We start from the raw sequence: 26,121 nt of genomic DNA, 5'->3' as shown, positions 1-26,121 counted from the left end.
TCCCACGGATGAACGCGGGTGACCGACGGCGCCCGGGCCGGAGATCAGACCGGGTGCGGCTCGGGCAGGCCTGTGCGGAGCTCGACCGGCAGGTGGGCGAGATCGTTGTGGGTGATCAGCGTCCAGGGCCTGCCCTGCTTCTGTGCGATCACGGTCAGACCGCAGTGGGCCTGGTTGAGGGTCATCCAGCGCCAGTCGGGAGCCTGGAGCACCTCGCGCACGAACCACCCGATCACGAAGTTGTGCGTGATGAGCAGCTCGTGCACCTCGCCGCTCTTGCGCACGAGGAACTCCGCGGTCGCGTCGGCCATCTGCGCGCTGCCCGCATCGATCTCGGCCTCCGTGACCGAGCCGAAGAACGGCTCGTACGCGGCCGGCGTGTCAGGCAGCATCCCGGTCGGCACGCAGTCGAACAGCAGGGCGGAGGGCTGCGGGGAGAGGGACGGCATCCGCTCGGCGACGGCACGGGCGGTCTGGCTCGCGCGCTCGAGCGGTGAGTGCCACACGGAATCGAAGGGGATGCCCGACAGCCGGTCGGCGAGGGCGGCGGCCTGGCGGCGTCCCCGGGGCGACAGCGGCCCGTCGACGAGGCCGTGCTCGGCGTCCTGGTGCTCGCCGTGACGCACGAGGTAGAGGTAATGCGTCACGCTCGCTCGCTTCGTTCGGTGTCGTCCGGGGTCTTTCCACACTACGTCACCGACCGCTCGGAGCGACCGAGCGACGAGCCCTCCTGCGATGCCGCTACTCTGCGGCGCGCGCGATCTCGGAGAGCTGAGCGCGCGAGAGGCGCACTCCGACACCCTGCACGAGCTCTTCGACGTGCTGCGACGCGAACGCGTTCACGATGGGAGCCGTCACGATCCGCTGTGCCAGCAGCCAGGCCACGGCCACCGCTGCATCAGGCACGCCGAGGTCGGCGCCGATGGTGTCGAGCGCGCGCAGCGTACGGCTGCCGCGCCGGTTGATGTTGGCAGCGATCTGCAGACCGCGAACCGAAAGGCTGCCCCGAGCGCGCGTGCGGTGACGGCCGGCGAGGAAGCCGTGCTCGAGCGCGTGCGACGGGGTCACCGCCATGCTCTGCGCACCCGCGACGAGGCGGAGGTCGTCATCGAACTCGTGTCGCCGCACGACGTTGAACGGCACATCGAGCACCGTGATGCGCGGGTAGCCCGCGGAGGCGAGGATGCGTGCCTCGACGAGCTGCTCGGCGGAGTAGCCGACGGCGCCGATGGCGCGGGCCTTGCCCGACTCGACGAGCCATTCGGCCGTCGCGAGGGTGTCTTCCATGGAGGTCGAGCGGTCTGTCGTCGCGTCGAGGTACAGCAGGTCGATGCGGTCGGTGCCGAGGCGCGTCAGAGAGGCCTCGACGGACCGGACGAGATTGACGGGGCCGAGGCCCGGGTTGTCGGGGTGCCCCCCGACGCGCACGGCGAGGAGGATGTCGTCGCGGAGTCCGCGAGAGCGCATCCACTGACCGACGATGTGCTCGCTGCGCCCGCCCGAGTAGCTGTCTGCGGTGTGCACCGCATTGCCGCCGAGCTCGGCGTAGGTGTCGAGGATCTCGTGGCTCGACTCGAGGTCGACGTTCCAGCCGAACTCGGCCGCACCGAGGATCAGCGGGAAGATCCGGCGACCTGTCTCGCCGAGCGCGACCCGCACGCTGTCGCCGAGCGGACGACCCTGCACGGGGATGGGTGCGGAGGGATGCGACGCATCGACCATCGCCGGCGCGACCGTGCTCGTCGTCTCGGTCGCGGTGCCGACACCGAATGTACCCATTACCACCCCCTCACGATCGACCGTTCTCGAACGACCGTGGACCACTGTCTTCATCACGCACCCCCCGGTGCGTACTTCGAGATTAGGGCAGGGCACTGACACTCCCGGTCTCTGAAGCGGCCGGGCGGTAAACATTGCATAACGCTTGGGTCACGCTTCACCGAAGGAGCGCTCCCACCGTCCCCCATCCGGTGGACACGGCCCGAAATGCGCGGATGCCCGCCCCTCCGCGAGGGAGGAACGGGCATCCGGGCGACAGGCTCAGCAGCCTGCCGCGGAGCGGTGGATCAGCCTTCGGCGGGAGCCTCGGGGCCCTCGCTCGCGGCGGCGCGACCCTCCTGGTCGGCGGCCTCTTCGAGCACGGGCTCGAGCGACAGCTTGCCGCGGTCGTCGATCTTCGTGATCTTCACGAGGATCTTCTGCCCGACTCCGAGGACGTCCTCGACGTTCTCGACGCGCTTGCCGCCCGCGAGCTTGCGGACCTCGCTGACGTGCAGCAGGCCGTCCTTGCCCGGGAGGAGCGAGACGAACGCGCCGAACGTCGCGATCTTCACGACGGTGCCGAGGAACTGCTCGCCGACCTCGGGGTTGGTCGGGTTGGCGATCGCGTTCACCTGGGCACGGGCGGCCTCGGCCGACGGGCCGTCGGTCGCGCCGATGTAGACGGTGCCGTCCTCCTCGATGGAGATCTGCGCGCCGGTCTCGTCCTGGATCGCGTTGATCGTCTTGCCCTTGGGGCCGATCAGCTCGCCGATCTTGTCGACCGGGATCTGGACGCTGATCACGCGGGGCGCGGTCGGGGCCATCTCGTCCGGAGCGTCGATCGCGGCGTTGAGCACGCCGAGGATCGTCAGACGGGCCTCGTGGGCCTGCTGCAGCGCGGCAGTCAGCACCGACGACGGGATGCCGTCGAGCTTCGTGTCGAGCTGGATCGCGGTGACGAACTCGCTCGTGCCGGCGACCTTGAAGTCCATGTCGCCGAGCGCGTCCTCGGCGCCCAGGATGTCGGTCAGCGCGGCGTAGCGGGTCTGGCCGTCGACCTCGTCGGAGACGAGGCCCATGGCGATGCCGGCGACCGGTGCGCGCAGCGGCACACCCGCGTTCAGCAGCGACAGGGTCGACGCGCAGACGGAGCCCATCGACGTCGAGCCGTTGGAGCCGAGAGCCTCGGACACCTGGCGGATCGCGTAGGGGAACTCCTCGCGGCTCGGCAGCACCGGCACGAGCGCGCGCTCGGCCAGGAAGCCGTGACCGATCTCGCGGCGCTTCGGGCTTCCCACGCGGCCGGTCTCACCGGTCGAGTACGGCGGGAAGTTGTAGTGGTGCATGTAGCGCTTGTGCGTCACAGGCGACAGCGAGTCGATCTGCTGCTCCATCTTGAGCATGTTCAGCGTGGTGACACCCAGGATCTGGGTCTCGCCGCGCTGGAAGATCGCGGAGCCGTGCACGCGCGGGATGACCTGCACCTCGGCGTCGAGCGGGCGGATGTCGGCCAGACCGCGGCCGTCCATGCGCACGCCCTCGGCGAGGATGCGGCCGCGCACGATCGTCTTCGTGACCGACTTGTAGGCCGCGGCGAACTCGAGCGTCGCCACGGCGGGCAGCTCGCCCGACTCGACGGCGGCGAGGAGCTCTGCCTTGACGCGGTCCTTGATCTCGTCGTCGGCGTTCTGGCGGTCCTGCTTGTCGGCGATCTGGTACACGGGCACCAGCGCGTCGTACGCACGGTGCGCGACGAAGTCGTAGGTCTCCTGGCTGTAGGGCAGGAAGACCGGGAACTCCTTGATCTCCTTCGCCGCGGTGTTCGCGACGACGTTCTGCGCGGCGACGAGCTGCTTCAGGAACGGCTTCGAGGCCTCGAGGCCCTCGGCGACGACCTGCTCGTTCGGCTTGACGGCACCGCCCTTGATCAGGTTCCAGGAACCCTCGGTGGCCTCGGCCTCGACCATCATGATCGCGACGTCCTCGTTGCCGTCGGCGTCGGTGATGACGCGGCCGGCGACGATGAGGTCGAACACGGCCTCTTCGAGCTGCGTGACGGTGGGGAACGCGATCCACTGGTCTGCGTTGTCACCGTGACCGGGGATGAGCGCGAGGCGCACACCGGCGATCGGACCGGAGAACGGCAGACCCGAGATCTGGGTCGACAGCGACGCGGCGTTGATGGCCAGCGCGTCGTAGAACTCGCCGGGTGCGATCGAGAGCACGGTGACGACGATCTGGACCTCGTTGCGGAGGCCGTCGACGAACGACGGGCGCAGCGGGCGGTCGATCAGACGGCAGACGAGGATCGCCTCGGTCGAGGGGCGACCCTCGCGACGGAAGAACGAACCGGGGATCTTGCCCGCCGCGTACGAGCGCTCTTCGACGTCGACGGTCAGCGGGAAGAAGTCGAAGCCCTCACGAGGGTGCTTGCCGGCACTGGTGGCCGACAGGAGCATCGTCTCCTCGTCGAGGTACGCGGCAACGGCGCCCTGCGCCTGCTGTGCGAGGCGTCCGGTTTCGAACCGGACGGTGCGGGTGCCGAAGCGTCCGTTGTCGAGGACGGCTTCCGCAGCGGTGATTTCAGGACCTTCCAAGAGGTCTCTCCTTCTTTGTTTAGCCTCGCGCGTCCGTGTGACGCGCGAGATCCATGCGAAGGAGCAGGAACAGGCAGATATGGGCGCGCGGCGCTGTCGAGTGACGCCGCCGCGAGTGCCGCCTGCGCTGGCCACCAGTAGAAGAGCACCCGGCGCATCGCGACGAGGAATCCACCACAGGGGACCAGCTTCCTGCCGGCCTGCTCCGTGAGCTCATGTTCAATTGAGCGGCTGCCACGAGGGCAACCTCCCCGATCCTACCAGTGCCACCGTTTCCGCGCCCGATCTGGCCACTGTCCGCGCGCCAGCCTAGGGTGGGGACATGAGCAGCAACGGCACACCCGCGAACTCCGCCTCCGAGGACATGAAGCGCAAGTTCAAGGAAGCGCTCGACAAGAAGAACGCTCAGCACCGCGAAGGCGAGTCCCACCTCGACGGCGACTCCGCCGTGCACGGCACCCACGGCGCCGTGACCAAGCGCGAATTCCGCCGCAAGAGCGGCTGAGCCCCGCCACGGACACCCTGGCCCCGCCGGGCTACGCGCCCGGGTTCCTCGAGCAGTCGGTGCCGCTGCCGGCCGCGCTGGGCGCACCCGATGCCGTGCAGCTCGACTACCTCCGCTTCTCGGTGGTCCTCGACCGCGCCCGCCGGCTCGCAGCGGTCACCGGCGTCAACATCGACGGCGCCACGCTGCAGGACCTCCCCCGCACCGGCGAGTGGCGACTCGACCCGCGCGCGCCCGCCGATCAGCAAGCCGGACCCGAGGTGTACGAGCGCAATGACTTCGACCGCGGGCATCTGGTGCGGCGCCGCGACCCGGGGTGGGGAACGGAGGCCGAGGCGCGGGCGGCCACCGAGTCGACCTTCTTCTACCCGAACGCGGCACCCCAGGCATCCGTCTTCAACCAGTCGAAGGATCTCTGGCTCGGGCTCGAGGACCACGTCCTGCAGTACGCCGACGCGCACGACCACCGGGTGTCGGTGTTCACGGCCCCGGTCCTGGCCGCAGACGACCCGCCGTACCGGGGCATCCTGATCCCACGGCGGTTCTGGAAGGTGGCCGCCTGGTCGACCACGGACTCGGCCGGCGCCAGGGCTCTCGCCTGCGCCGGCTTCGTCCTCGACCAGACGGCGCTGATCGACACGAGCGGCGCGATCGCCGCGGTCGCGCCGCTCGGCGCCTACCGCACGTTCCAGGTGCCGGTCGGCGACATCGCATCCCTCGCCCGGGTCGACCTCGGCGAGATGCCCGCCGCCGACACCTTCACCGGCGCGGCGGCGCGCGGTCCGGCCGCGTGGCGGCCGCTGCACGGTGCGGCCGACATCGACGTGCGCTGAGCCCTGCTACTCCCCCGCGAGGCCGCCGAGGAGGTGGCCGAACGAGCGCCCCTCGCCCAGGTAGACGGCGGGGTCGAACGGGTCAGCGGATGCTGTCGGCTCACGGCGCGCGACCGCCTCGGCGAGTTCGCGCGCGCCCTTCTCGACACGCGTGCCGAGGGGGGCGACGCCGTCACCGGTCCCGCCCCAGTCGCTGGATGCGGCGAACACCCCGGTCGACACGGCGTCGGCGTGGAGATAGGCGAACAGCGGGCGGATCGCGTAGTCGATCGCGAGCGAGTGCCGGGGCGTGCCGGCGTTCGCGCCGATGAGCACCGGCTTGCCGGTGAGCGCGTCGGGCTCGAGCACGTCGATGAACGACTTGAACAGGCCCGAGTAGCTCGTCGAGAAGATCGGCGTGACCGCGATGATCGCGTCAGCGGACACCACCGTGTTGATCATCGACTCCAGCTCGGCCGATGCGAAGCCGGTGAGCAGATTGTCGGTGATCGCGTGGGCGTAGTCACGCAGCTCGAAGACATCGGCGGTCGCCTCGATCTCCCGCTCGCCCAGAGCGGCGATCGTGGCGCCGGTGAGACGGTCGGCCAGCATCCTGGTCGATGAGGGGTTCGACAGCCCCGCCGAGATGACGGCGATGCGACGTTCGGCCATGTCAGACACCTGCCTTCGTCGCGGCGGACCCGAAGGCCGAGCCCGGCTTGGCGTTCTCGACCGCGTCGGTGTCCTGGTAGGGCGACCCGCCCGTGACGTTGTCGCCGCGGTTGGCGTTCGGACGCGGCTGGCGGGCGGGGCCGTCGCCGTACTTCGCGAGGACGCGTGCGGCGTGGGTGGGCCCGTTCGGCACGTCCGCGGGGCGACCCACGGCGAACTCCTTGCGCAGCACCGGCACGACCTCTCCGCCGAGCAGGTCGATCTGCTCAAGCACGGTCTTCAGGGGCAGACCCGCGTGATCCATCAGGAAGAGCTGGCGCTGGTAGTGGCCGAACAGCTCGCGCATGCCGGCGTAGCGGTCGATGACCTGCTGCGGCGAGCCGACGGTCAGCGGGGTCATCTGGGTGAAGTCCTCGAGACTCGGGCCGTGGCCGTACACGGGCGCCGCGTTGAAGTAGGGGCGGAACTGGTCGACCGCGTCCTGGGAGTTCTTCGCCATGAACGCCTGGCCGCCCAGTCCCACGATCGCCTGCTCGGGCGTGCCGTGTCCGTAGTGGGCATAGCGCTGGCGGTAGAGCGTGATGAGGCGCTGGTAGTGCTCGGCCGGCCAGAAGATGTTGTTCGCGAAGAAGCCGTCACCGTAGTACGCGGCCTGCTCGGCGATCTCGGGAGTGCGGATCGAGCCGTGCCAGACGAACGGCGGCACGTCGTCGAGCGGCCGCGGGGTGGAGGTGAAGCCCTGCAGGGGCGTGCGGAACTTGCCCTCCCAGTCCACCACGTCCTCGCGCCACAGCCGGTGCAGCAGGTTGTAGTTCTCGATCGCCAGCGGAAGCCCCTGGCGGATGTCCTTCCCGAACCAGGGGTACACCGGGCCGGTGTTGCCGCGGCCGAGCATGAGGTCGACGCGACCGCCGGCGACGTGCTGCAGCATCGCGTAGTCCTCCGCGAGCTTCACCGGATCGTTCGTGGTGATCAGCGTGGTCGCGGTGGACAGGATGAGGCGCTCGGTCTGACCGGCGATGTACGCGAGCGTGGTGGTCGGCGACGACGACCAGAACGGCGGATTGTGGTGCTCTCCGATGGCGAAGACGTCGAGGCCGACCTCCTCCGCGTGCTTGGCGATCGTGATGGTCGCCTGGATGCGCTCGGCCTCGCTGGGAGTCGCGCCGGTGGTCGGGTCCTGGGTGATGTCGCTCACCGTGAAGAGCCCGAATTGCGTCTGGATGTCGTTCACGATCGCTCCTCGCGTGTTCTATTCATGTGAATGTATCCCATGCAACGCACTGCGCATCAGGATATTCCCGCCGGTGGGTACGCTGTCAGACGTGAGCGATGCATCCACGGGAAACGTCGCGGCGCCGCGGCCCAAACGGCGCGTTCCGTTCTGGGACAACGCCCGCTTCGCCTGCATCGTCCTGGTCGTGCTCGGCCACGCGACCCAGCGCCTCACCTACGACTCCGACGTCGCGCTCGGCCTGTACCTGCTCGTCTACGCGTTCCACATGCCGGCGTTCGCGATCATCTCCGGCTACTTCTCGAAGTCGGATTCGCCGAGCAAGCGCCAGATGGCGCGCGTGATCACCGACATCCTCGTGCCGTACATCGTCTTCGAAGCACTGTGGACCCTCACCAAGTGGCTCGTGGAGGGCCGGGCGAACCCCAACCTCACCGAACCCTCGTGGACGCTGTGGTTCCTGCTCGCGCTCGGCATCTTCCGTCTGGTCCTCCCCTATCTCGCCCTGCTGCGCTGGCCGCTCGCATGGACCGTCGTGATCTCCATCGGCGCCGGCTACCTGCCGAACATCGACTCGACGCTCTCGCTGTCGCGGACCCTCGGCCTGCTGCCGTTCTTCACGCTCGGATGGTGGCTGCGCGAGCACGCCGTCGTCGACCGGTTCGACCTCCTCGGGCGACGGCCGTGGTGGGTGTTCGCCGGGTCGGTCGGCCTGTTCGCGGCGACCGCGCTGACCCTCTGGCTGTTCGTCGACGACTGGCGCGCGATGAACCTGCGCGAGTGGCTCTTCTACGACGAGAACTACTCGTCGATCGGCGGGACCGAGTGGTGGGCCGGCGGTGTGCGCCTCGCGCTGATGGCCGTCGCGGTGGTGCTGAGCTGCGCGTTCTTCGCGCTGGTCCCGCGGCGGACGCACTTCTGGACGACCTTCGGGCAGTACACGATGTACGTCTACCTGCTGCACTCGTTCGTGCTCTACCCGTTCCGCGAGTCCGGCCTGCTGCGCGACCTCGACCCCACCTGGCTCTGGCTGCCCATCGTCGTGGTCGCCTCGGTGCTCATCGCGCTCGGGCTCGCCACGAAGCCCGTCCGCCGCGTGTTCCGTCCCCTGGTCGAGCCGCGGCCCGCCTGGCTCTTCGCCGACCGCTCGCTCACCGGCCCCGAGCAGCGCCGCAACGACCCGACCGGGTCGCGGCGCCCGCGTGCACCGACAGCGCTGCGCCCGGACCCTCGCCAGAACGGCTGACCTCCCCGGTAACCGACGGCAACAAACGAGCGGATGCCGTGAGCCCGCGCCTAGCCTCGGGACATGACCGAGTTGAACCTCCCGATCCTCGACCTGTCGCTTCTGGACCAGGGCGCTGACGCGGCCGAGCGCTTCCGGCGCGAGCTGCGCGCCGCGACGCACGACGTCGGCTTCTTCTACCTGACCGGCACCGGCGTCACCCCGGAGCTCGAGTCGCGCCTGCACGGGGCCGCCCGCGACTTCTTCGCCCTGCCCGAGGCCGAGAAGCTCGCGATCGAGAACGTCAGCAGCCCGCAGTTCCGCGGCTACACCCGCGTGGGCGGCGAGCGCACCCAGGGGAAGGTCGACTGGCGCGAGCAGATCGACATCGGCCCTGAGCGCGAGGCGGTCAGCGATCCGTCCGCTCCGGATTTCGCCCGGCTGATCGGACCGAACCTGTGGCCGGCCGCCCAGCCCGAGCTGCGCGAGGTCGCCGACGAGTGGCAGGACCACCTCGCCGGCGTCGCGCGCAAGCTCCTGCGCGCCTGGGCGCTGTCGCTCGGCGCCCCGGAGTCGTACTTCGACGAGCACTTCGGCGAGCCGTCGACCCTGCTCAAGATCGTCCGCTACCCCGGCAAGGAGGACCCGACTCCGCAGCAGGGCGTCGGCGCCCACAAGGACTCCGGAGTGCTCACGCTGCTGTGGGTCGAACCGGGCAAGGGCGGTCTGCAGGTGCAGCGCGACGGCGAGTGGGTCGACGCACCTCCGGTCCCTGGCGCGTTCGTGGTGAACATCGGCGAGATGCTCGAGTACGCCACGCAGGGCTATCTCATCGCCACCAACCACCGGGTCATCTCGCCGCGGTATCCCGACGACCGCATCTCGGTGCCGTACTTCTTCAACCCGGCCCTGGACAGCAGGCTGCCGCTGATCGAGCTGCCCGCGGAGCTGGCCGCGCAGGCGAAGGGCGTCACGCAGGATCCGGCGAACCCGATCCACTCCCTCTACGGCGAGAACGCGCTCAAGTCGCGGCTGCGCGCCCACCCCGACGTGGCGGGCATCCACCACGCCGACTTGCTGGCCAGCCGCTCCTGACGGGCCGGCGCACCCGCTCGGTTAGGCTCGCGGGGTGCACGGCACGGTGCCGTGCGCGCTGGGAGGTCCTGCGTGCTGATCCGCAACGTCCGTCCGTGGGGACAGGAATCCTCCGACGTCCGCATCGACGGAGACAGGATCGCGGCGGTCACCGCGCATGATCCCACCAGGGCGCCGCAGGACGGCGACGTCGACGGCCGCGGCAGACTCCTGCTGCCCTCCTTCAGCGACGTCCACGTCCACCTGGATTCGACGCGACTCGGCCTGCCCTTCCGGGAGCACACCGGTGCGCCGGGCGTGTGGGGGATGATGCTCAACGACCGTGCGAACTGGCGCGGCGGCGAGCGCCCGCATCCCGAGGTCGTCGCCGGCACCCTCGAGCGGATGATCGCGCACGGCACGACCCGCGTGCGCAGCTATGCGCAGGTGGACGTCGACTGCCGGCTCGAGAAGTTCGACGCCGTCATGGCGGCGAAGGAGCGCTTCGCCCACCAGGCCGATGTGCAGGTCATGACCTTCCCGCAGGCCGGCATCCTCCGCGAGGCGGGCACGATCGAGCTGCTCGAGGAGTCCCTCAAGCAGGGGTCGGACGTCATGGGCGGAATCGACCCGTCCCAGCTGGACCGGGACCCCGCCCGCCACCTCGACATCGTGTTCGGCCTCGCGGAGAAGTACCAGGTCGAGGTCGACATCCACCTGCATGAACCCGGCGCGCTCGGCGTCTTCAGCACCGAGCTCGTCCTCGAGCGCACGCGTGCCCTCGGGATGCAGGGCAAGGTGACGATGTCGCACGCGTACGACCTCGGGTCGCTCGGCGAGTCCACGAGCCGCCGCCTCATCGACGAGTTCTCCGAGCTCGACGTCGCGATGGCCACCGTCGCCCCGGCCGCCGCCGGCCAGCTGTCGCTGATCGATCTCGTCGAGTCGGGCGTCCGGGTGGGGCTCGGCGAAGACGGCCAGCGCGACTACTGGAGCCCCTACGGCAACGGCGACATGCTCGATCGCACATGGCAGCTCGCCTTCACCCGGGGGTTCCGCCGCGACGACCACATCGAGCTCGCGCTCGCGGTGGCCACCATGGGCGGCGCGAGCATCATGTCGCGCACGTCGCCGCGCCCCACCGGCATCGGCGACCGGCCGGGCACCGCGCCAGGCGGCCGCGCCGATCTCGTCCTCGTGGACGGCGAGACCCCCACGAGCGCCGTGATGGATCGCGGCACCGACCGCACGGTGATCCACGACGGCCGGGTCGTCGCCGACGGCCTCCGGGTGCTCGTCGGCTGACCGCGCCGCCGCCGGCCCCGGAAACGAAGAAGGCCGCCCCACACCTGGGGCGGCCTTCTCAAGAAGTTCTGCGCGATTGAACGCTGGGTCGTGTCAGCGACGCAGGCCGAGACGCTCGATGAGCGAGCGGTAACGGTTGATGTCGACGTCCTGGAGGTAGCCCAGGAGACGACGGCGCTGACCGACGAGCAGGAACAGCCCACGACGCGAGTGGTGGTCGTGCTTGTGCTCCTTGAGGTGCTCGGTGAGGTCCTTGATGCGCTGCGTCAGCATCGCGACCTGCACCTCGGGGGATCCGGTGTCACCGGGGTGCGTCGCGTACTCTTCGATGATCGCCTTCTTGACGTCTGCTTCCAGTGCCATAGATTCGATCCCCTCTCTGCTTGTTGCGCGGCGCCCGACGCCTGATGCGTGGGCTCTCTTTATCCGCGGCCGATCGAACGGCAACCTGAAGAGTCTACCAGCCGCGGGATGACGGGGCGAACCCGCCGATTCGTGGCGCCCGCGGTTCGCGGTTAGCCTCGATGGGTGCAGCGCCCCATGAAGAAGGTCCCCCGTCTGCGCCGCGACCACTTCATCGATCTGCGGCCGTTCGCAGTCAGCCCGGCGTTCACGAGACTGTGGATCGGCTCCACGCTCGCCGGCCTGGGCGGGCAGCTCACAATCGTCGCCGTCATGCTGCACGTCTACGACCTCACCGGCGACACGTTCGCGGTGTCGATGGTCGCGGTCGCGGGGCTCGTCCCGATGATCATCGCCGGACTGTACGGCGGGATGCTGGCCGACGCGTTCGACCGCAGGCTCGTGGCCCTGCTCGCCGCCGTCGTGACCTTCGCCTCGACGCTGCTGCTGGCGATCCTGGCGTGGTCGCAGCTCGAGACCGTGTGGTGGCTGTACCTGCTGAGCGTCGTCAACTCCGCCGCCAACTCGATCGTCGGGGCGACGAAGTCGGCGATCACCCCCCGCCTGATCCCCCGCGAGCTGCTGCCTGCCGCCGCCGCACTGCAGGGCATCACGGTGGGGATCATGGTGATGGCGGGCCCCGCGCTCGCCGGCGTCCTGGTGGCCTTCGCCGGGTACGCCTGGACCTACACGATCGATGTGCTGCTCATGTCGACGCTGTTCCTCGGGCTCTGGACGCTGCCCAGCATCCGCCCGGAGGGGGCAGTGGTGAAGCCGGGGCTGGAGTCCCTGCGCGACGGCCTCCGCTTCCTGCGCCATGCCCCCAACATCCGGCTGCAGTACATCCTCGACATCATCGCGATGACGTTCGGGCATCCGCTCGCCCTGTTCCCCGCCATCGGCGCGGTGCTGCTCGGAGGCGGCGCGATCACGACCGGCGCGCTCACCGCGTCCATCGCGGTCGGCGCGTTCGTGTCCAGCCTGCTCTCCGGCCCGGTCGGGCGGGTGCGCAGGCACGGCGTCGGCATCGAGCGCGCGATCCAGGTCTTCGGCGCCGCGACAGTCCTGTTCGGCGCCGTGCTGGCCGCGGCAGCCCTCGGCTGGTTCGCGCCGCCCGTCGTCGACGCCGACCACGCCAACATCACCCTCATCGTCATCGCCGCGATCGTCCTGGCCGTCACCGGCGCCGCCGACAACGTGAGCGCCATCTACCGCTCGACCATGATGCAGGCCGCGGTGCCCGACGCGATGCGCGGCCGCCTGCAGGGCATCTTCACGGTGGTCGTCGCCGGGGGTCCGCGCATCGGGGCACTGTACGCCGGCGTCCTCGCCACGATCACAGCACTCTGGCTGCCACCGCTGCTCGGCGGCTTCATCATCGTCGGGCTCGTGGGTCTGCTGGTGCGGCTCAACCCGCGCTTCCGGCTGTACGACGCCCAGCATCCCGTCCCCTAGCGTCGCGAGGCCGCCGAACATCGGCGGATTTCGGACGCGGCATCCGCCCTCGGGACGACGCCCCCCGCGGCGCGGCTAGTGTGACGGGGTGCCGACCGATACCCCCGCCCCTCCTCGTCCGATCCCGGACACGTCCGTGTCGCGCGTGGGCGCGCCCTCGGGCTCGCTGATCGCGATCCAGTTCGTCCTGACCGGCGTGATCTGGGGGTCGAGCTTCCTCTTCATGAAGGTGGCGCTCGAGGGCCTCTCCCCCGCCCAGGTCGCCTGGTCGCGCCTGGTCCTCGGCGCGGTCACCCTCGGCATCTTCGTGGCGGTGCGCCGCGACACGCTGCCGCGAAGCGTCCGCGTCTGGCTGCACATGACGGTGCTGGCCGTGTCGTTCTGCGTCGTGCCCTTCCTGCTGTTCTCCTGGGCGCAGCAGCACGTCACCTCGGGGCTCGCGAGCATCTACAACGCCACCACGCCGCTGATGACGGCGATCATGGCGGGTCTCCTCTTCCGGGTGGAGAAGCTCAAGCTCGTCCAGATCGCCGGCATCCTGGTCGGGATGCTGGGGGTCATGGTGATCATCGCCCCCTGGCAGGGTCTCGACCTCGACCAGAGCCTCATCGCACAGTTCGCGATCCTCGGCGCGACGGCCTGCTACGGCTTCAGCCTCGCGTACATGCGCAAGTTCGTCTCGGACACCGGCATGAGCGCCCTGGTGTTCTCGTTCCTGAACATCGGCATCGCCGCCGTGATCATGGTCGTGCTCACCCCGTTCATCGCGTTGAGCCCGGTGGCACTGAACCCCTGGATCGTGCTCAGCGTGGTGCTGCTGGGCTGCCTCGGCACGGGTGTCGCGTACATCTGGAACCAGAACACGCTGCGCGCGTGGGGACCCACCCGCGCGTCGACGGTGACCTACATCACCCCGGTCGTCGGTGTGATCCTCGGCGTCGTGGTGCTGGGCGAGGCGGTGAGCTGGAACGAGCCGGTCGGCGCGCTCGTGGTGTTCCTGGGGATCCTGCTCGCGCAGGACCGGCTGCGCCGGCGTCACCCGGCATGACGAAGGGCGGGTGCCGCGGCACCCGCCCTTCGTCGCAGATCACGCCTGCAGTGCGCCCTGCAGGTCGAGCGTGATGGTCACGTCCTTGCCGACGAGCACGCCGCCGGTCTCCAGAGCGGCGTTCCAGACGAGGCCGAACTCCTCGCGGTTCACGACGGTCTTCGCCGTCGCGCCCGCCTTGTAGTTGCCCCACGGGTCAGTGCCGAAGCCGCCGAACTCGACCTCGAAGGTGACGGGCTTGGTGACGCCGCGGATGGTCAGATCGCCGTCGACGAGGAAGTCGCCGTCCTCGACGCGGACGCCCTGGGACACGAAGTCGATGGTCGGGTGGGTCTCGGCGTCGAAGAAGTCGGCCGAGCGGAGGTGCGTGTCGCGGCCCTCGTCCTTCGTGTCGACGGACGCGGTCTCCGCCGAAGCCTCGATGCGCACCTCGAGCGGGTTCTCGGGGGCGACGATCGTGCCGGACTTCACGCCGAACGCGCCGCGGACCTTCGAGATCATCATGTGGCGCACGCTGAAGGCGACCTCGCTGTGCGCGGGGTCGAGCACCCAGGTTCCGGTCTTGTAGCCGGGGATCTCGAGCGTCTGTGCGGTGTTGTCGGTCATGGGGGTTCTCCTCCTGGTCGGGACCGCGACTTTCCGGCGGACCTATCCCTCCCCAACCGGCGGTCGCGCAGATATATTCCGGTGAATGGAAAAAGAATCCGCGACACGACGAAGGGCGGATGCTGTGCAGCATCCGCCCCGATCCGGCTCGGGTCAGCCGACCGCGATGAGGTCGATGATGAAGATGAGGGTCTTGCCGCCGAGGAAGTGGCCGCCGGCGGGACCGTAGGCCAGGTGCGGCGGGATGACCAGCTCGCGACGACCGCCGACCTTCATGCCGGGGATGCCGTCCTGCCAGCCCTGGATGAGGCCGCGCAGGGGGAACTGGATGCTCTCGCCACGACCCCACGAGGAGTCGAACTCCTCGCCGGACTCGTACTCGACACCGGCGTAGTGCACGGTGACGGTGTCGCCGGGCTTCGCCTCTGCGCCGTCGCCCTCGATGAGGTCGCGGATCACGAGGTCTGCGGGAGCCGGGCCCTGGGGAGCGTCGAACTCGGGCTTGGTGCGATCTTGTGTCATGCCTCCATCCAACCACGCGGGGAGGAGGGGCGGGAGGGCTTCGGGACGCCTGCGGCAAGACTCAGCGCCCGGTGCCGCGGCGATGCCTGCGTGACTCCCGGGCGCTGAGTTGGCCTGCCCTCAGGATGCCCCGCGCCGCTCGGGAGTGTCAAGGGCTACAGGGCGAACAGCGCGGAGCGCGTCGCCGCGATCCGGGCGATCAGCACCTGCTCATCCCCGGTCGCCTGCGGGTCGCGTCCGGTGAGCGCGCGCTGCCGGGCGGCCGCCAGGGCGGTGGCGTCGGCGATGAAGCCGCGCATGAGCGGGGTGCGATCGCCGCGCAGCGTCTTCGCCCAGGCCAATGCGGCCTTCCGGCCCGCGGGCGTGGCGAGCATGTCGACCTCCTGAGGGGTGAACCAGCCGGCGTGCGCGTAGTCGCCGAGCCTGGCGCGGGTGAGGCGCATCTCCTCGCGTCGCAGGGCGAGGATGCCGAGGACGAACAGGACGAAGAGCGGGATCTGCAGCACGACGTACAGCAGGAAGAAGTCGCCGAAGAGGGCGGACCCGTTCCACAGCGCGTGCAGTCCGGCGGCGCCCATCATGCCGAGGATCCACGGGCCGATCGCACCCGCTCCGACGATGCCGCGGCGGGCGGCGAGCCCGAGTGCGAATCCCGTCACGGCGGTGAACATCACGTGCGCGAACGGCGACAGGATGCCGCGCAGGAAGAAGGTCGTCGACGTCTCGGCGGCACCCCCGCTGATCAGGCTGATCGCGAAGTACTGGATGTTCTCGGTGAAGGCGAACCCGGCCCCGACGAGCGCGCCGTAGACGACGCCGTCGACCGGCCCGTCGAAGGCGCGACGGCCGACCAGGAAGATCACGAGCACGCCGAGGCCCTTCATGAACTCCTCGACGATCGGCGCCTGGACGACGGTGGTGAACACCTCCGCGACGTCGGGTCCGAGCACCGTCTTCACCGGAGTCAGCATGAGGTCGACCAGCAGGGTGCCGGCGACCGCGATCACTGCGCCCCATGCGACCGCCAGCGCGAGGAGGCCGCGCGGCTCCGGCTCCCACCTGTCGACGAGACGCACCGCCAGCAGCACGCCGACGAGCGGGAGCAGTGCCAGCAGCATCCCGAGGATCGACGCGGCCGCGCCGAGGGCCTGGAGGAAGTACGCGACGAGTCCGACGAGCACCAGCACGACCACCGCGGACAGCCACAGCGGAACGGTGCGGCCCGCGCGCGCCGACACCGGCAGCGGCGCGGGCGACGTCGACGGCGCCGGGATCGGCGCGGCGCCTGCCATGCGCGGCTGGGCGAGCGCCGACGGGAACGGGGGCGGGGTCAGCGAGGGACGCGCCGATGCGGGTCCGTTCGGGTCGGTCATCTGCTCAGCCTATGAGTGCCATCGGCTCACCGTGCAGGGCCGATGCGGCCGGTAGCCTGGAGGAATGCGTTTCGCCCATGTCTTCCCCCCTGGGCGCGCGGAATCACGGCTCGCCCGCATCGACGGCGGCGACGCAGTCATCGTGGAAGACCTCTTCCCCGGCGCGCCACGCTACCTCGAGCAGCTGATCGACGGCGGCGACGAGCTCCTCGCGCGCGTGCGTGCCGCAGATCCTGCGCACGCCGCACACCATCCGCTGGAGGACGTCCGGTTCGACTCCGCCGTCCGCACACCGCCGGTCATCCTCGCGATCGGCCTGAACTACGCGGCGCACTCCAGCGAGCTGGGGCTCAAGACCGACTCGACGCCCACCGTGTTCGTGCTGTGGCCGAACTCGCTCACCGCGCACCAGGCGACCACCGCATGGCCGCGCTCACTCAGCGAGTCGATCGACTACGAGGCCGAGCTCGGCGTGATCATCGGCCGCCCCGCGAAGGATGTGCCCGCCGGCGAGGCCCTCGGCCACGTCTGGGGCTACACCGTGGTGAACGACATCACCGCACGCGACATCCAGTACTCCGAGGCGCAGTGGTCACGCTGCAAGTCGTTCGACGGGTTCACGCCGACAGGTCCGTTCGTGGTCACGGCCGATGAGGTGCCCGACCCGCAGGACCTGCACATCTGGACGGTGCTCGACGGGCATACCGTGCAGGATGCGTCCACCGCTCAGATGGTGCGGCCCGTGGCGACGCTGATCGCCCACCTGTCGAAGTCGGTGACGCTGCTGCCCGGCACGCTGATCTCCACGGGCAGCCCCGGCGGCGCAGGCTACTCGCGTGATCCGCAGATCTTCCTGCGCGACCGCTCGACCGTCACCGTGGGCATCGACGGCATCGGCGAGCTCACGACGCACTGCCGCATCCTGGACTGAGACGGACGAAGGCGCGGACCCCGCTCGGGGCCCGCGCCTTCGCCTACGTCCGCGTGTCAGGGGTTCGACTGCTCGAGGAGCTCCTGGCAGGACATGGTGATGCCGTTGTACACGACGGAGCCGGACGGGTCCTCGATGCATGCGTTGATCTGGTTCACGAGATCCCCGCCCTGCGTCGCGAAGAAGCTGATCAGCGCGATCGTGACGATGATGCCGACGACGATCAGCACGGAGCTGATGATGATCGCGGCGACCGCGAAGCCGTTCTTCTGTCCGGCCTTGCGGCTCTGGACGAGCGCCACGATGCCGAGGATGAGCGCGACCAGCTGCACGAAGAACGACAGGATGAAGGCGACGATGCCCATCGTGCGCCCCGGCCGCTCACCCACGGGAGCCTGGCCGTACGCTCCGGGAGGGGCAGCCGGGTAGGCGGGGTGCGTGTAGACGTTCGGCTCCGGCGGCGCGACGTACGCCGGCGGCGGCGGCGTCGGTTCACCGCTCGGGTTCTGCGGGTCGGTCATGAGCTGTCCTCTCGTCGGGGGGTCTGCTCGAACCTAGCGGGCGGCACGCGCCGCGGGCAACACGCGCCGCGGGCAACACGCAGCCTCAGCCTCCGACCGGCGGCACCACGTTCTCCGCCGGCTGCACGATCGGAATGGACGAGGTGATCGTCTCCAGTCCGGACAGTCGCGCGGGCGAGAGCTGCTTGGTGACCTCCTCGCGCGACATGAGCCCTGCCTCGACGACGAGGTCGGCGACGTTGCGCCCGGTCAGCAGCGCCGTCTTGGCGAGTGCCGCCGACTCCGCGTAGCCGATGAACGGCGTGAGGGCGGTGACCACTCCGACCGACGAGCCCACCATCGCGCCGAGGCGCGCCCGGTTCGCGGTGATGCCGTCGACGCAGTTCACCCGCAGCGTGCGCATGGCACGCCGCATCCAGGTGATCGACTGGAAGATCGAGTGCGCGATCACCGGCTCGAAGGCGTTCAGCTGCAGCTGGCCGCCCTCCACCGCCATCGTCACCGTCAGGTCCGCTCCGGCCACCGCGAACGCGACCTGGTTGACGACCTCGGGCACGACGGGGTTGACCTTGCCGGGCATGATGCTCGAGCCGGCCTGCCTGGCCGGGAGGTTGATCTCGCCGAAGCCGGCCTGCGGGCCGCTCGAGAGCAGGCGCAGGTCGTTGCAGATCTTCGACAGCTTGATCGCATTGCGCTTGAGCGACGCGGAGAACGACATGAACGAGCCGGTGTCGCTGGTGGACTCCACCAGGTCGTCGGCAGTCGCCAGATCGAGGCCGGTGATCTCGCGCAGGTGCCGCAGCACCGCGGGTGCGTAGCCGGAGTGCGTCGTGATGCCCGTGCCGATCGCGGTGGCGCCCATGTTGACCTCGTAGAGGAGGTAGCGGTTCTCGGTGAGGCGCTGGTGGTCGTAGCCGAGGGTGGTGGCGAAGCCGTGGAACTCCTGCCCGAGGGTCATCGGCACCGCATCCTGCAGCTGCGTGCGGCCGATCTTGAGGATGTCGTGGAACTCGACCGCCTTGGCCAGGAACGACTGCCGCAGCAGGTCGAGCTCCTCCAGCAGCGTCTGCAGGTCCAGGCTCAGGCCGATCTTGACCGCGGTGGGGTACACGTCGTTCGTCGACTGCGAGCGATTCGTGTGGTCGATCGGCGACAGGAAGGCGTAGTCGCCCTTCTCTCGGCCGGCGAGCTCGAGTGCGACGTTGGTGATGACCTCGTTCGCGTTCATGTTGGTCGAGGTGCCGGCGCCGCCCTGGATGACGCCGACGATGAACTGGTCGTGGTATCCCCCGTCGATGACGAGCTGGGCGGCACGGTCGATGAGATCGGCCCGCTCATGGTCGAGGACGCCGATCTCCCTGTTGGCGCGCGCCGAGGCCTGCTTGACCATGGCGAGCGCCTTGATCAGGTCGGCGTAGACCGAGATGGGCCGGAGGGAGATCGGGAAGTTCTCCAGTGCGCGGGCGGTGTGGATGCCCCAATAGGCATCGGCGGGGATCTCAAGGGATCCCAGCGAATCGGTCTCGGTGCGGGTGGTGGGTGCAGCCATGGCGTGGAGTCCTTGTGGGTCGATCACGACGGTGTGAAGATGCCCCGAGCCTAACCCGCGACCCTGACCGCCAGCATGGACGCGGTGTACACCGAGAGCCCCCGGAGTGGCCGTCGCGTCAGCGCTTGCGGGAGAACGCCTCGAGCCGCTCCTCCGGGCCGAGGGCGGCCATCCGCGCCACCCATTCGGGGGAGAAGAAATCGGCAGCGGGGGCGTCGACGACGGGGACGACGGCGTGCGTGATGGTGTCGTCGTAGACGTGCACCAGGTGGAACGACTGACCCGCGTCCATCCCGTTCACCCGCTGCGCGGGCAGCGAGACGTCCATCGTGTAGCAGGTGGCGGCCGCGACGCTGACCGGCACTCCCTCGAACGTGCCGCTCGTGGAGTAGTGCAGGTGTCCGGCCAGGATGGCGCGCACGTCGGTGCCCGCGATCACCTCGGCGAACCCGGCCTGGTCGCGCAGCTCGAGGATGTCGAAGAACGGGATGTGGCTCGGCAGCGGCGGATGGTGCAGGGCGAGGATGGTGCCGAGCGGCGCGGGGGTCGCCAGCTGCGCGCGCAGCCACTCCCGCTGCGCGGCGTCGATGTCGCCGTGATGCCAGCCGGGCACCGTGGAGTCGAGGGCGATGAGCCGGAGGCCGCCGAGGTCGTGCACGGAGGTGACCGGCTGCTCGGTCGCGTCGAGGCCGAGCAGGGCGCTGCGCAGCGCCGGGCGCTCGTCGTGATTGCCCGCGACCCACACGAGCGGCGCGCCGAGACGCTCTGCGAGCGGCTCGACCATGGCCCGGAGCGCCGCGTACGCCTCCGGTTCGCCGAGGTCGGTCAGGTCGCCGGTGAAGACGATCGCGTCGGGGCGCAGCTCGAGGCGCTCAACGGCCTCGAGGGTGCGGCGGAGGTTCGCGATGGTGTCGTAGCGGCCGCCCAGGGCGACGTCGCCGGCGAGCAGGTGCGTGTCGCTGAGATGCAGCAGCGTGCGCCGCGCGGGCGGGTACTGCCCGAAGCGAGGGGATGCAGCATCCATGCCACCCAGCCTATGGCCGGCCGCCGACGCTCATCCGAAGAGGATGAGGAGCAGACCGCCCAGCACCGCGAGCGCGCACAGCGTGAACGAGGCGTAGGCGCCGACCCGGGCGACGTTCTTCTGCGCGTCGGTGAGCGGATTCTTCTTGGCGGCCTTGCGCGCGGCCTTCTCTGCGCGCTTCGCCGCCTTCTCGCTGATCACCGTGATGGCATCCGTGAAGTCCGCGGGCACGACCACGGGCACGCGACCCGCGCGCACGAGCAGGCGCAGACCGAGCGCGTAGAACCCGACGACGAGCACAGAGGCCAGCAACGCGGCGACGAACACCTGGACGAAGGCGAACCAGTCGATCTCGATGGTCATTTCGACGTCCCCTTCGTATCGCTCTCGGATCGCTCGGACTTCTCGCGCTCGGCGAGCTCCCGGGCGTTGCGGGCGGCCACCCGGCTGCGCCGCGTGGGCGGCGGGTTGCGCTTGACGTTGACGGCGTGACCCGAGTCGGCCACCTCGCTCATGGCGTTGCTCGCGGTGACCTCGTCGCGGCGCGAGAGAGCGAAGATCGTCGTGATGACGATGGCGGCGAGGACCGCATCGATGGCGACTCCCCATCCGCCGAGCCAGACGACCATCAGGGAGGCGAGCCCACCGACCGCACCCGCCGCGGGCAAGGTGAGCAGCCATCCGACCGCGATGCGGCCGACCGTGCGCCAGCGGACCGTCGAGCCGCGTCGCCCGAGACCCGATCCGATCACCGAGCCCGAGGCGACCTGCGTCGTCGACAGCGCGAAGCCGAACGCACTGGAGGCGAGGATCGTGGATGCCGTGGACGCCTCGGCGGAGAAGCCCTGGGCCGGCTTCACGTCGGTGAGCCCCTTGCCGAGGGTGCGGATGATGCGCCAGCCGCCCATGTACGTGCCGAGGGCGATCGTGATCGCGCACGCGAAGATCACCCACGTCTGCGGGTCTGCCTGGTCGACGTCCTGGAAGCCGGCGACGATCAGGGTGAGGGTGATCACGCCCATCGTCTTCTGGGCGTCGTTCGTGCCGTGCGCCAGTGCCACGAGGGACGAGGTGAAGATCTGCCCCCAGCGGAACCCGTCGCGACCGTCCGGCTTGCCGTCGTACCGCCGCGTGAGGGCGTAGGCGAGCTTGGTCGCGACGAACGCGATCACCCCGGCGGTGAACGGCGCGATGAGCGCGGGCAGCACCACCTTGCTGAGCACCTCGCCGAAGTCGATCGCTGCGGCGCTCGCGCCGACCAGAGTGGCGCCGATGAGACCGCCGAAGAGGGCGTGGGACGAGCTCGACGGGAGGCCGAGGAGCCACGTGAGCATGTTCCAGGTGATGGCGCCGATCAGGCCGGCGAAGATGATCGGCAGCATCAGCGGGACGTCGCCGGCGGTCTGTGCGGTGAGCTGATCCTCGCGGATGATGCCGTGCGAGATCGTCTTCGAGACCTCGGTCGACAGGAAGGCGCCGACGAGGTTCAGGCCGGCGGCGAGCAGCACGGCGACCTTGGGCTTCAAAGCGCCGGTGGCGATCGGCGTGGCCATCGCATTGGCCGTGTCGTGGAAGCCGTTCGTGAAGTCGAAGAACAGCGCCAGTCCGACGATCAGCAGGACAATCAGGACTGCGGAATCCACTGTTCGCTTTCCGTGAGGGGTGTGGTGGAGGTGCCGACGTGATCGGCGTGACGAACGAACAGTTCACCGAGAATTCAGGGTCGAGACATCGACCACGAGAATCCTTACACCTAGGCTCTGCTCGGTCAACTTGACCCGACGATCCGCGGCCGGTACCGCGGGGGCGTGCGACTACCGTGGAGACGTGACCATCGAGAACATCGCCGCACCCGTGGCCGAGGCCCGTCCGTCCGTCCGATCGCACCACGGCGACGACGTCGAGGACCGCTACGAGTGGCTGCGCGCCAAGGACGACCCGGCGGTGACCGCCCACCTCGAGGCGGAGAACGCCTACACCGAAGCGCGCACGGCGCATCTGGCGGGCCTGCGGGGTCGCATCTTCGACGAGATCAAGGGCCGCACGCTCGAATCCGACCTGTCCGTCCCGACCAGGCGGGGCGACTGGTGGTACTACGGCCGCACGGTCGAGGGCCAGCAGTACGGCATCCAGTGCCGCGCGCCGCTGGCTTCGCCCGACGACTGGACGCCTCCCGAGCTATCGGCGGACGCGGAGGTCCCCGGCGAGCAGATCCTCCTCGACGGCAACATCGAGGCCGAGGGGAACGAGTTCTTCTCACTGGGCAGCTTCGAGGTGACGAACGACGGGAACCGGATGCTGTTCGGCGTCGACGTCGCCGGCGACGAGCGCTACACCGTGCGTGTGCGCGACCTGGTGACGGGTGAGACGCTTCCCGACGAGATCCCCGGCACCTTCGCCGGGGCGACCTTCTCCCCCGACGGCCGGCACATCGTCTACACGACCGTCGACGACGCGTGGCGGCCCGACACCGTCTGGCTGCACGAGCTGGGCACCCCGGTCGCCGACGACGTCACGCTGTTCCACGAGCCCGATGAGCGCTACTGGGTCGGCGCCGACTTCACGCGCAGTGACCGGTTCCTGGTGATCGGCATGGGCTCCTCGATCACCACCGAGGAGTGGCTGGTGGACGCCGACGACCTCCGCTCCGCACCGCGGGTGGTGTGGCCGAGGCAGGAGGGCGTGGAGTACTCGGTGTCCCACGCCGTCATCGACGGCGAGGACGTGCTGTTCGTGCTGCACAACGACGACGCACTGGACTTCGAACTCGTGCGGGTCTCCGCATCCGACCCCGAAGGCGAGCGGCAGGTCGTCGTCGCCCACCAGCCGGGTCAGCGCCTGCTCGGCGTCTCGACGTTCCGCGACCGTGGCGTGATCGGCTACCGGCGCGACGGCCTGGAGCAGCTCGGGCTGCTCGACTATGCGACGTCGGCCATCACCGAGCTCGCCTTCGACGAGCCGCTGTACGCGGTCGGCATGGGCGGCAACCCGGAGTGGGCGCCACCGCTCATCCGGCTCGGGTTCGGGTCGTTCATCACCCCCGGCACCGTCTACGACTACGAGGTCGCCACCGGCGAGCTGCTGCTGCGCAAGCGGCAGCCGGTGCTCGGCGGCTACGAGCCGGCCGACTACGCGCAGGCGCGGGTGTGGGCGACGGCGCAGGACGGCACGCAGATCCCGGTGTCGCTGGTCTGGAAGCGCTCGTTCGGCGAGGCCGGCGAGGCGCCGCGTCCGCTGCACCTGTACGGCTACGGCTCCTACGAGCACTCGATCGACCCTGGCTTCTCGGTGCCGCGGCTGTCCGAGCTCGACCGCGGCGTGATCTTCGCTGTCGCGCACGTGCGCGGTGGCGGCGAGATGGGCCGGCAGTGGTACGAGGACGGCAAGCTGCAGGCCAAGCGCAACACGTTCACGGACTTCGTGGATGCGGCCAGGCACCTCGTGGCGGAGGGCTACACCTCGCCGGACCGGATGGTGGCCGAAGGCGGCTCAGCGGGCGGTCTGCTGATGGGCGCCGTGGCCAACCTCGCCCCCGAGCTGTTCGCCGGGATCGTCGCGGACGTGCCGTTCGTCGACGCCCTCACGACGATCCTCGACCCCTCGCTGCCGCTCACGGTCATCGAGTGGGACGAATGGGGCGACCCGCTGCACGACGCCGACGTGTACGCGTACATGAAGACCTACACGCCCTACGAGAACGTGCGCGACGGCGTCACCTACCCGAAGATCCTCGCGGTGACCTCGCTCAACGACACGCGGGTGCTGTACGTGGAGCCGGCGAAGTGGGTGGCGCGCCTGCGCGAGGTCGGCGCGGACGCGCTGCTGAAGTGCGAGATGGTCGCCGGCCACGGTGGCGTCAGCGGACGCTACAACGCGTGGCGCGAGCGCGCGTTCGAGCTCGCGTGGCTGCTGGACACCCTCGGCGTGGCCGACTGAGCAGGCTGCGGCACGTCCGCCGGGCAGGCTCCGGTGGCTCTCCCGGTGCGCCAGAACACCTGTTCTGGCGGAGACAGGTGGCTGACGGCATCCATCGTCCTGCGTGCGCCAGAACAGGTGTTCCGGCCGACGGAGACTCGCTCGCGATCCAGCTGGACGGATTCGCGCACCACAGCAGCGCCGCCGATCGCCGCCGCGACATCGAGGCGGATGCCCGCCTCGTCGCGCTCGGATACGTCGTGCTGCGCTTCGACTTCCACCAGGTGCTGTTCCAGTGGGATCACGTACTCGACACCATCCGCACCGCGATGGCGCAGGGCGCGCATCGGCGCCTGGGCAGCGGTCGACGGTCACTCCAGAACACGTGATCCGGCCAGAACAGGACGTTCGCAGCATCCATCGTCCTGCGTCCGCCAGAACAGGTGTTTTCGACAGCGAGCGAGCGGCGGATGCTGCGGCAACCGCGCCAACGTCCCGCCCGGGCTCGCGGGATCAGCCGAAGAGCGCGGCGGCCTCGTCGTAGCGGTACTGCGGGACCGTGTTGAGCTCGCCCAGTGCTTCGGCGAACGGCACGCGCACGATGTCGGTGCCCTTCAGCGACACCATCTGGCCCCAGGCGCCCTCGACGACCGCATCCGCGGCGTGCAGGCCGAGACGGGTGGCGAGCACGCGGTCGAACGCCGACGGCGAGCCACCGCGCTGGATGTGGCCGAGGACGGTGGCCCGGGTCTCGATGCCGGTGATCCGCTCGATCTCGGGAGCGAGCACCTCGCTGATCCCGCCCAGACGCGGACGGTTGAAGGCGTCGAGCCCCTTGTCACTGAAGGCCTCGTCCATGCCCTTGAGCGTGAACCCTTCCGACACGACCACGAGGGGCGCACGGCCGCGGTCGTGGGCACGGGTGACCTGATCCGCGATCTCGTCGAGCGACAGGGGCACCTCAGGGATGCAGATGACGTGCGCGCCGGCGGCGATGCCCGCGTGCAGCGCGATCCACCCGACGTGGCGTCCCATGACCTCGGCGACCATGCAGCGCTGGTGCGAGTCGCCGGTCGTGCGGAGGCGGTCCATCGCCTCGCTCGCGATGTTCAGCGCGGTGTCGAATCCGAACGAGTAGTCCGTCGCCCGCAGGTCGTTGTCGATCGTCTTCGGCACGCCGAGCACGTTGATGCCGTCGTTGGCGAGACGGTTGGCCGCGGCCAGCGTGCCCTCGCCCCCGATCGCGATGATGCCGTCGATGCGGTGGCCGTACAGCGTCTTGGCGATGTTCTCGGCGCCGCCGCGCGGACCCTCGTACGGGTTGGTGCGGCTCGTGCCGAGGATCGTGCCGCCGACCTTCGACAGGCCCTTGACCTCGTGGCGGGTGAGCGGGAAGAAGTCGCCGTCGACGACGCCGCGCCAGCCGTCCTTGATGCCGACGAACTCCAGATCGTAGGTCGTGCTCCCCTTCAGCACGACGCCGCGGATCACCGCGTTCAGTCCCGGGCAATCGCCGCCGCTGGTGAGGATTCCGATCTTCATAGCAAGGGTCCTTCGTGTGGGAATCGGTGGCCGGCGACGTCGCCACGT

General features: G+C 69.7%; 25 protein-coding genes. 10 read left to right on the top strand and 15 right to left on the bottom strand.

Going from position 1 to position 26,121, the window contains the following annotated elements; translation table 11 throughout:
* Positions 1-44: 44 nt before the first annotated feature.
* The 3 genes from Microterr_RS04495 to Microterr_RS04485 form a co-directional block, all read right to left on the bottom strand.
* On the bottom strand, positions 45-647 hold the full coding sequence (locus Microterr_RS04495) for a histidine phosphatase family protein (protein ID WP_263795900.1): 603 nt from the start codon (positions 645-647) through the stop codon (positions 45-47).
* 94 nt (positions 648-741) lie between these two features.
* Entirely contained in the window at positions 742-1,779 is a 1,038-nt protein-coding gene (locus Microterr_RS04490; protein WP_263795901.1) for an aldo/keto reductase, read from the bottom strand.
* Between the two features lie 287 nt (positions 1,780-2,066).
* The gene (locus Microterr_RS04485) at positions 2,067-4,358 is read right to left on the bottom strand and encodes a polyribonucleotide nucleotidyltransferase (protein ID WP_263795902.1); all 2,292 of its coding nucleotides are present in this window, start codon (positions 4,356-4,358) and stop codon (positions 2,067-2,069) included.
* Positions 4,359-4,680: 322 nt separating this feature from the next.
* Between Microterr_RS04485 and Microterr_RS04480 the strand changes: the two genes are divergently transcribed.
* Both Microterr_RS04480 and Microterr_RS04475 read left to right on the top strand, forming a co-directional pair.
* Positions 4,681-4,863 carry a DUF5302 domain-containing protein gene (locus Microterr_RS04480; protein ID WP_263795903.1) on the top strand — a complete coding sequence of 61 codons (183 nt, stop codon included), beginning with the start codon at positions 4,681-4,683 and terminating at the stop codon, positions 4,861-4,863.
* A 59-nt stretch (positions 4,864-4,922) separates the two neighbouring features.
* Positions 4,923-5,696 carry a DNA/RNA non-specific endonuclease gene (locus Microterr_RS04475; protein WP_263795904.1) on the top strand — a complete coding sequence of 258 codons (774 nt, stop codon included), beginning with the start codon at positions 4,923-4,925 and terminating at the stop codon, positions 5,694-5,696.
* A 6-nt stretch (positions 5,697-5,702) separates the two neighbouring features.
* Here the strand turns inward: Microterr_RS04475 and Microterr_RS04470 are convergent, their stop codons facing one another.
* Positions 5,703-6,347, bottom strand: a complete 645-nt coding sequence (locus Microterr_RS04470; RefSeq protein WP_263795905.1) for an FMN reductase — start codon at positions 6,345-6,347, stop codon at positions 5,703-5,705.
* Between the two features lies 1 nt (position 6,348).
* On the bottom strand, positions 6,349-7,581 hold the full coding sequence (locus Microterr_RS04465; RefSeq protein WP_263795906.1) for an LLM class flavin-dependent oxidoreductase: 1,233 nt from the start codon (positions 7,579-7,581) through the stop codon (positions 6,349-6,351).
* A gap of 91 nt (positions 7,582-7,672) precedes the next feature.
* Here Microterr_RS04465 and Microterr_RS04460 point away from each other — a divergent pair, with 91 nt between their 5' ends.
* The 3 genes from Microterr_RS04460 (at position 7,673) to Microterr_RS04450 (ending at position 11,185) form a co-directional block, all read left to right on the top strand.
* Positions 7,673-8,827 carry an acyltransferase family protein gene (locus tag Microterr_RS04460; protein WP_263795907.1) on the top strand — a complete coding sequence of 385 codons (1,155 nt, stop codon included), beginning with the start codon at positions 7,673-7,675 and terminating at the stop codon, positions 8,825-8,827.
* 63 nt (positions 8,828-8,890) lie between these two features.
* Complete coding sequence (locus Microterr_RS04455) at positions 8,891-9,901, top strand: isopenicillin N synthase family dioxygenase (protein ID WP_263795909.1); 1,011 nt, start codon at positions 8,891-8,893, stop codon at positions 9,899-9,901.
* Between the two features lie 72 nt (positions 9,902-9,973).
* On the top strand, positions 9,974-11,185 hold the full coding sequence (locus tag Microterr_RS04450; RefSeq protein WP_263795910.1) for an amidohydrolase family protein: 1,212 nt from the start codon (positions 9,974-9,976) through the stop codon (positions 11,183-11,185).
* Positions 11,186-11,278: 93 nt separating this feature from the next.
* Here the strand turns inward: Microterr_RS04450 and rpsO are convergent, their stop codons facing one another.
* On the bottom strand, positions 11,279-11,548 hold the full coding sequence (rpsO, locus tag Microterr_RS04445; RefSeq protein ID WP_018187174.1) for a 30S ribosomal protein S15: 270 nt from the start codon (positions 11,546-11,548) through the stop codon (positions 11,279-11,281).
* A gap of 177 nt (positions 11,549-11,725) precedes the next feature.
* On the opposite strand from rpsO, the gene Microterr_RS04440 reads away from it, so the two are divergent.
* Both Microterr_RS04440 and Microterr_RS04435 read left to right on the top strand, forming a co-directional pair.
* A complete protein-coding gene (locus tag Microterr_RS04440; RefSeq protein ID WP_263798830.1) occupies positions 11,726-13,042 on the top strand; it encodes an MFS transporter in 1,317 nt (438 codons plus the stop codon).
* An 88-nt stretch (positions 13,043-13,130) separates the two neighbouring features.
* A complete protein-coding gene (locus Microterr_RS04435; protein WP_404810164.1) occupies positions 13,131-14,090 on the top strand; it encodes a DMT family transporter in 960 nt (319 codons plus the stop codon).
* 39 nt (positions 14,091-14,129) lie between these two features.
* Here the strand turns inward: Microterr_RS04435 and Microterr_RS04430 are convergent, their stop codons facing one another.
* From Microterr_RS04430 to Microterr_RS04420, 3 genes are all read right to left on the bottom strand, one after another.
* Positions 14,130-14,696, bottom strand: coding sequence for a YceI family protein (locus Microterr_RS04430; protein WP_263795911.1), 567 nt, complete (start codon positions 14,694-14,696; stop codon positions 14,130-14,132).
* A gap of 153 nt (positions 14,697-14,849) precedes the next feature.
* Positions 14,850-15,218, bottom strand: a complete 369-nt coding sequence (locus tag Microterr_RS04425) for an FKBP-type peptidyl-prolyl cis-trans isomerase (RefSeq protein WP_263795912.1) — start codon at positions 15,216-15,218, stop codon at positions 14,850-14,852.
* A gap of 155 nt (positions 15,219-15,373) precedes the next feature.
* Positions 15,374-16,591, bottom strand: coding sequence for a PrsW family intramembrane metalloprotease (locus tag Microterr_RS04420; RefSeq protein ID WP_263795913.1), 1,218 nt, complete (start codon positions 16,589-16,591; stop codon positions 15,374-15,376).
* A 64-nt stretch (positions 16,592-16,655) separates the two neighbouring features.
* On the opposite strand from Microterr_RS04420, the gene Microterr_RS04415 reads away from it, so the two are divergent.
* Positions 16,656-17,522, top strand: a complete 867-nt coding sequence (locus Microterr_RS04415; protein WP_263795914.1) for a fumarylacetoacetate hydrolase family protein — start codon at positions 16,656-16,658, stop codon at positions 17,520-17,522.
* Positions 17,523-17,578: 56 nt separating this feature from the next.
* On the opposite strand, the gene Microterr_RS04410 is transcribed toward Microterr_RS04415, so the two are convergent.
* From Microterr_RS04410 to Microterr_RS04390, 5 genes are all read right to left on the bottom strand, one after another.
* A complete protein-coding gene (locus tag Microterr_RS04410; protein WP_263795915.1) occupies positions 17,579-18,043 on the bottom strand; it encodes a DUF4190 domain-containing protein in 465 nt (154 codons plus the stop codon).
* Positions 18,044-18,128: 85 nt separating this feature from the next.
* Positions 18,129-19,592, bottom strand: a complete 1,464-nt coding sequence (locus tag Microterr_RS04405; RefSeq protein ID WP_263795916.1) for an aspartate ammonia-lyase — start codon at positions 19,590-19,592, stop codon at positions 18,129-18,131.
* A gap of 118 nt (positions 19,593-19,710) precedes the next feature.
* Complete coding sequence (locus Microterr_RS04400; RefSeq protein WP_263795917.1) at positions 19,711-20,616, bottom strand: phosphodiesterase; 906 nt, start codon at positions 20,614-20,616, stop codon at positions 19,711-19,713.
* A gap of 30 nt (positions 20,617-20,646) precedes the next feature.
* The gene (locus tag Microterr_RS04395) at positions 20,647-20,979 is read right to left on the bottom strand and encodes a peptidase (protein ID WP_263795918.1); all 333 of its coding nucleotides are present in this window, start codon (positions 20,977-20,979) and stop codon (positions 20,647-20,649) included.
* Positions 20,976-22,259 carry an inorganic phosphate transporter gene (locus tag Microterr_RS04390; RefSeq protein WP_263795919.1) on the bottom strand — a complete coding sequence of 428 codons (1,284 nt, stop codon included), beginning with the start codon at positions 22,257-22,259 and terminating at the stop codon, positions 20,976-20,978. The genes Microterr_RS04395 and Microterr_RS04390 overlap by 4 nt, the downstream gene beginning before the upstream one ends.
* Before the next feature lie 184 nt (positions 22,260-22,443).
* Here Microterr_RS04390 and Microterr_RS04385 point away from each other — a divergent pair, with 184 nt between their 5' ends.
* The gene (locus Microterr_RS04385; protein WP_263795920.1) at positions 22,444-24,552 is read left to right on the top strand and encodes a S9 family peptidase; all 2,109 of its coding nucleotides are present in this window, start codon (positions 22,444-22,446) and stop codon (positions 24,550-24,552) included.
* A gap of 77 nt (positions 24,553-24,629) precedes the next feature.
* Entirely contained in the window at positions 24,630-24,920 is a 291-nt protein-coding gene (locus tag Microterr_RS04380; protein ID WP_263795921.1) for an endonuclease domain-containing protein, read from the top strand.
* A gap of 124 nt (positions 24,921-25,044) precedes the next feature.
* Here Microterr_RS04380 and Microterr_RS04375 read toward each other — a convergent pair whose 3' ends face one another.
* Positions 25,045-26,073 carry a 6-phosphofructokinase gene (locus Microterr_RS04375; RefSeq protein WP_263795922.1) on the bottom strand — a complete coding sequence of 343 codons (1,029 nt, stop codon included), beginning with the start codon at positions 26,071-26,073 and terminating at the stop codon, positions 25,045-25,047.
* Positions 26,074-26,121 lie beyond the last annotated feature (48 nt).

Origin of the sequence: Microbacterium terricola, from assembly GCF_027943945.1 — a bacterium.
Classification (GTDB): domain Bacteria; phylum Actinomycetota; class Actinomycetes; order Actinomycetales; family Microbacteriaceae; genus Microbacterium; species Microbacterium terricola.
The sequence above is the reverse complement of the archived record's forward strand: the minus strand, read 5'-3'. Positions and strand labels throughout refer to the sequence as shown.

Coding starts and splice junctions, on each gene's coding strand:
- rpsO (WP_018187174.1), bottom strand. CDS start 11,548: ATGGCACTGGAAGCAGACGTCAAGAAGGCGATCATCGAAGAGTACGCG.
- Microterr_RS04395 (WP_263795918.1), bottom strand. CDS start 20,979: ATGACCATCGAGATCGACTGGTTCGCCTTCGTCCAGGTGTTCGTCGCC.
- Microterr_RS04420 (WP_263795913.1), bottom strand. CDS start 16,591: ATGACCGACCCGAACGGACCCGCATCGGCGCGTCCCTCGCTGACCCCG.
- Microterr_RS04480 (WP_263795903.1), top strand. CDS start 4,681: ATGAGCAGCAACGGCACACCCGCGAACTCCGCCTCCGAGGACATGAAG.
- Microterr_RS04405 (WP_263795916.1), bottom strand. CDS start 19,592: ATGGCTGCACCCACCACCCGCACCGAGACCGATTCGCTGGGATCCCTT.
- Microterr_RS04455 (WP_263795909.1), top strand. CDS start 8,891: ATGACCGAGTTGAACCTCCCGATCCTCGACCTGTCGCTTCTGGACCAG.
- Microterr_RS04410 (WP_263795915.1), bottom strand. CDS start 18,043: ATGACCGACCCGCAGAACCCGAGCGGTGAACCGACGCCGCCGCCGCCG.
- Microterr_RS04440 (WP_263798830.1), top strand. CDS start 11,726: ATGAAGAAGGTCCCCCGTCTGCGCCGCGACCACTTCATCGATCTGCGG.
- Microterr_RS04400 (WP_263795917.1), bottom strand. CDS start 20,616: ATGGATGCTGCATCCCCTCGCTTCGGGCAGTACCCGCCCGCGCGGCGC.
- Microterr_RS04430 (WP_263795911.1), bottom strand. CDS start 14,696: ATGACCGACAACACCGCACAGACGCTCGAGATCCCCGGCTACAAGACC.
- Microterr_RS04470 (WP_263795905.1), bottom strand. CDS start 6,347: ATGGCCGAACGTCGCATCGCCGTCATCTCGGCGGGGCTGTCGAACCCC.
- Microterr_RS04425 (WP_263795912.1), bottom strand. CDS start 15,218: ATGACACAAGATCGCACCAAGCCCGAGTTCGACGCTCCCCAGGGCCCG.
- Microterr_RS04375 (WP_263795922.1), bottom strand. CDS start 26,073: ATGAAGATCGGAATCCTCACCAGCGGCGGCGATTGCCCGGGACTGAAC.
- Microterr_RS04415 (WP_263795914.1), top strand. CDS start 16,656: ATGCGTTTCGCCCATGTCTTCCCCCCTGGGCGCGCGGAATCACGGCTC.
- Microterr_RS04490 (WP_263795901.1), bottom strand. CDS start 1,779: ATGGGTACATTCGGTGTCGGCACCGCGACCGAGACGACGAGCACGGTC.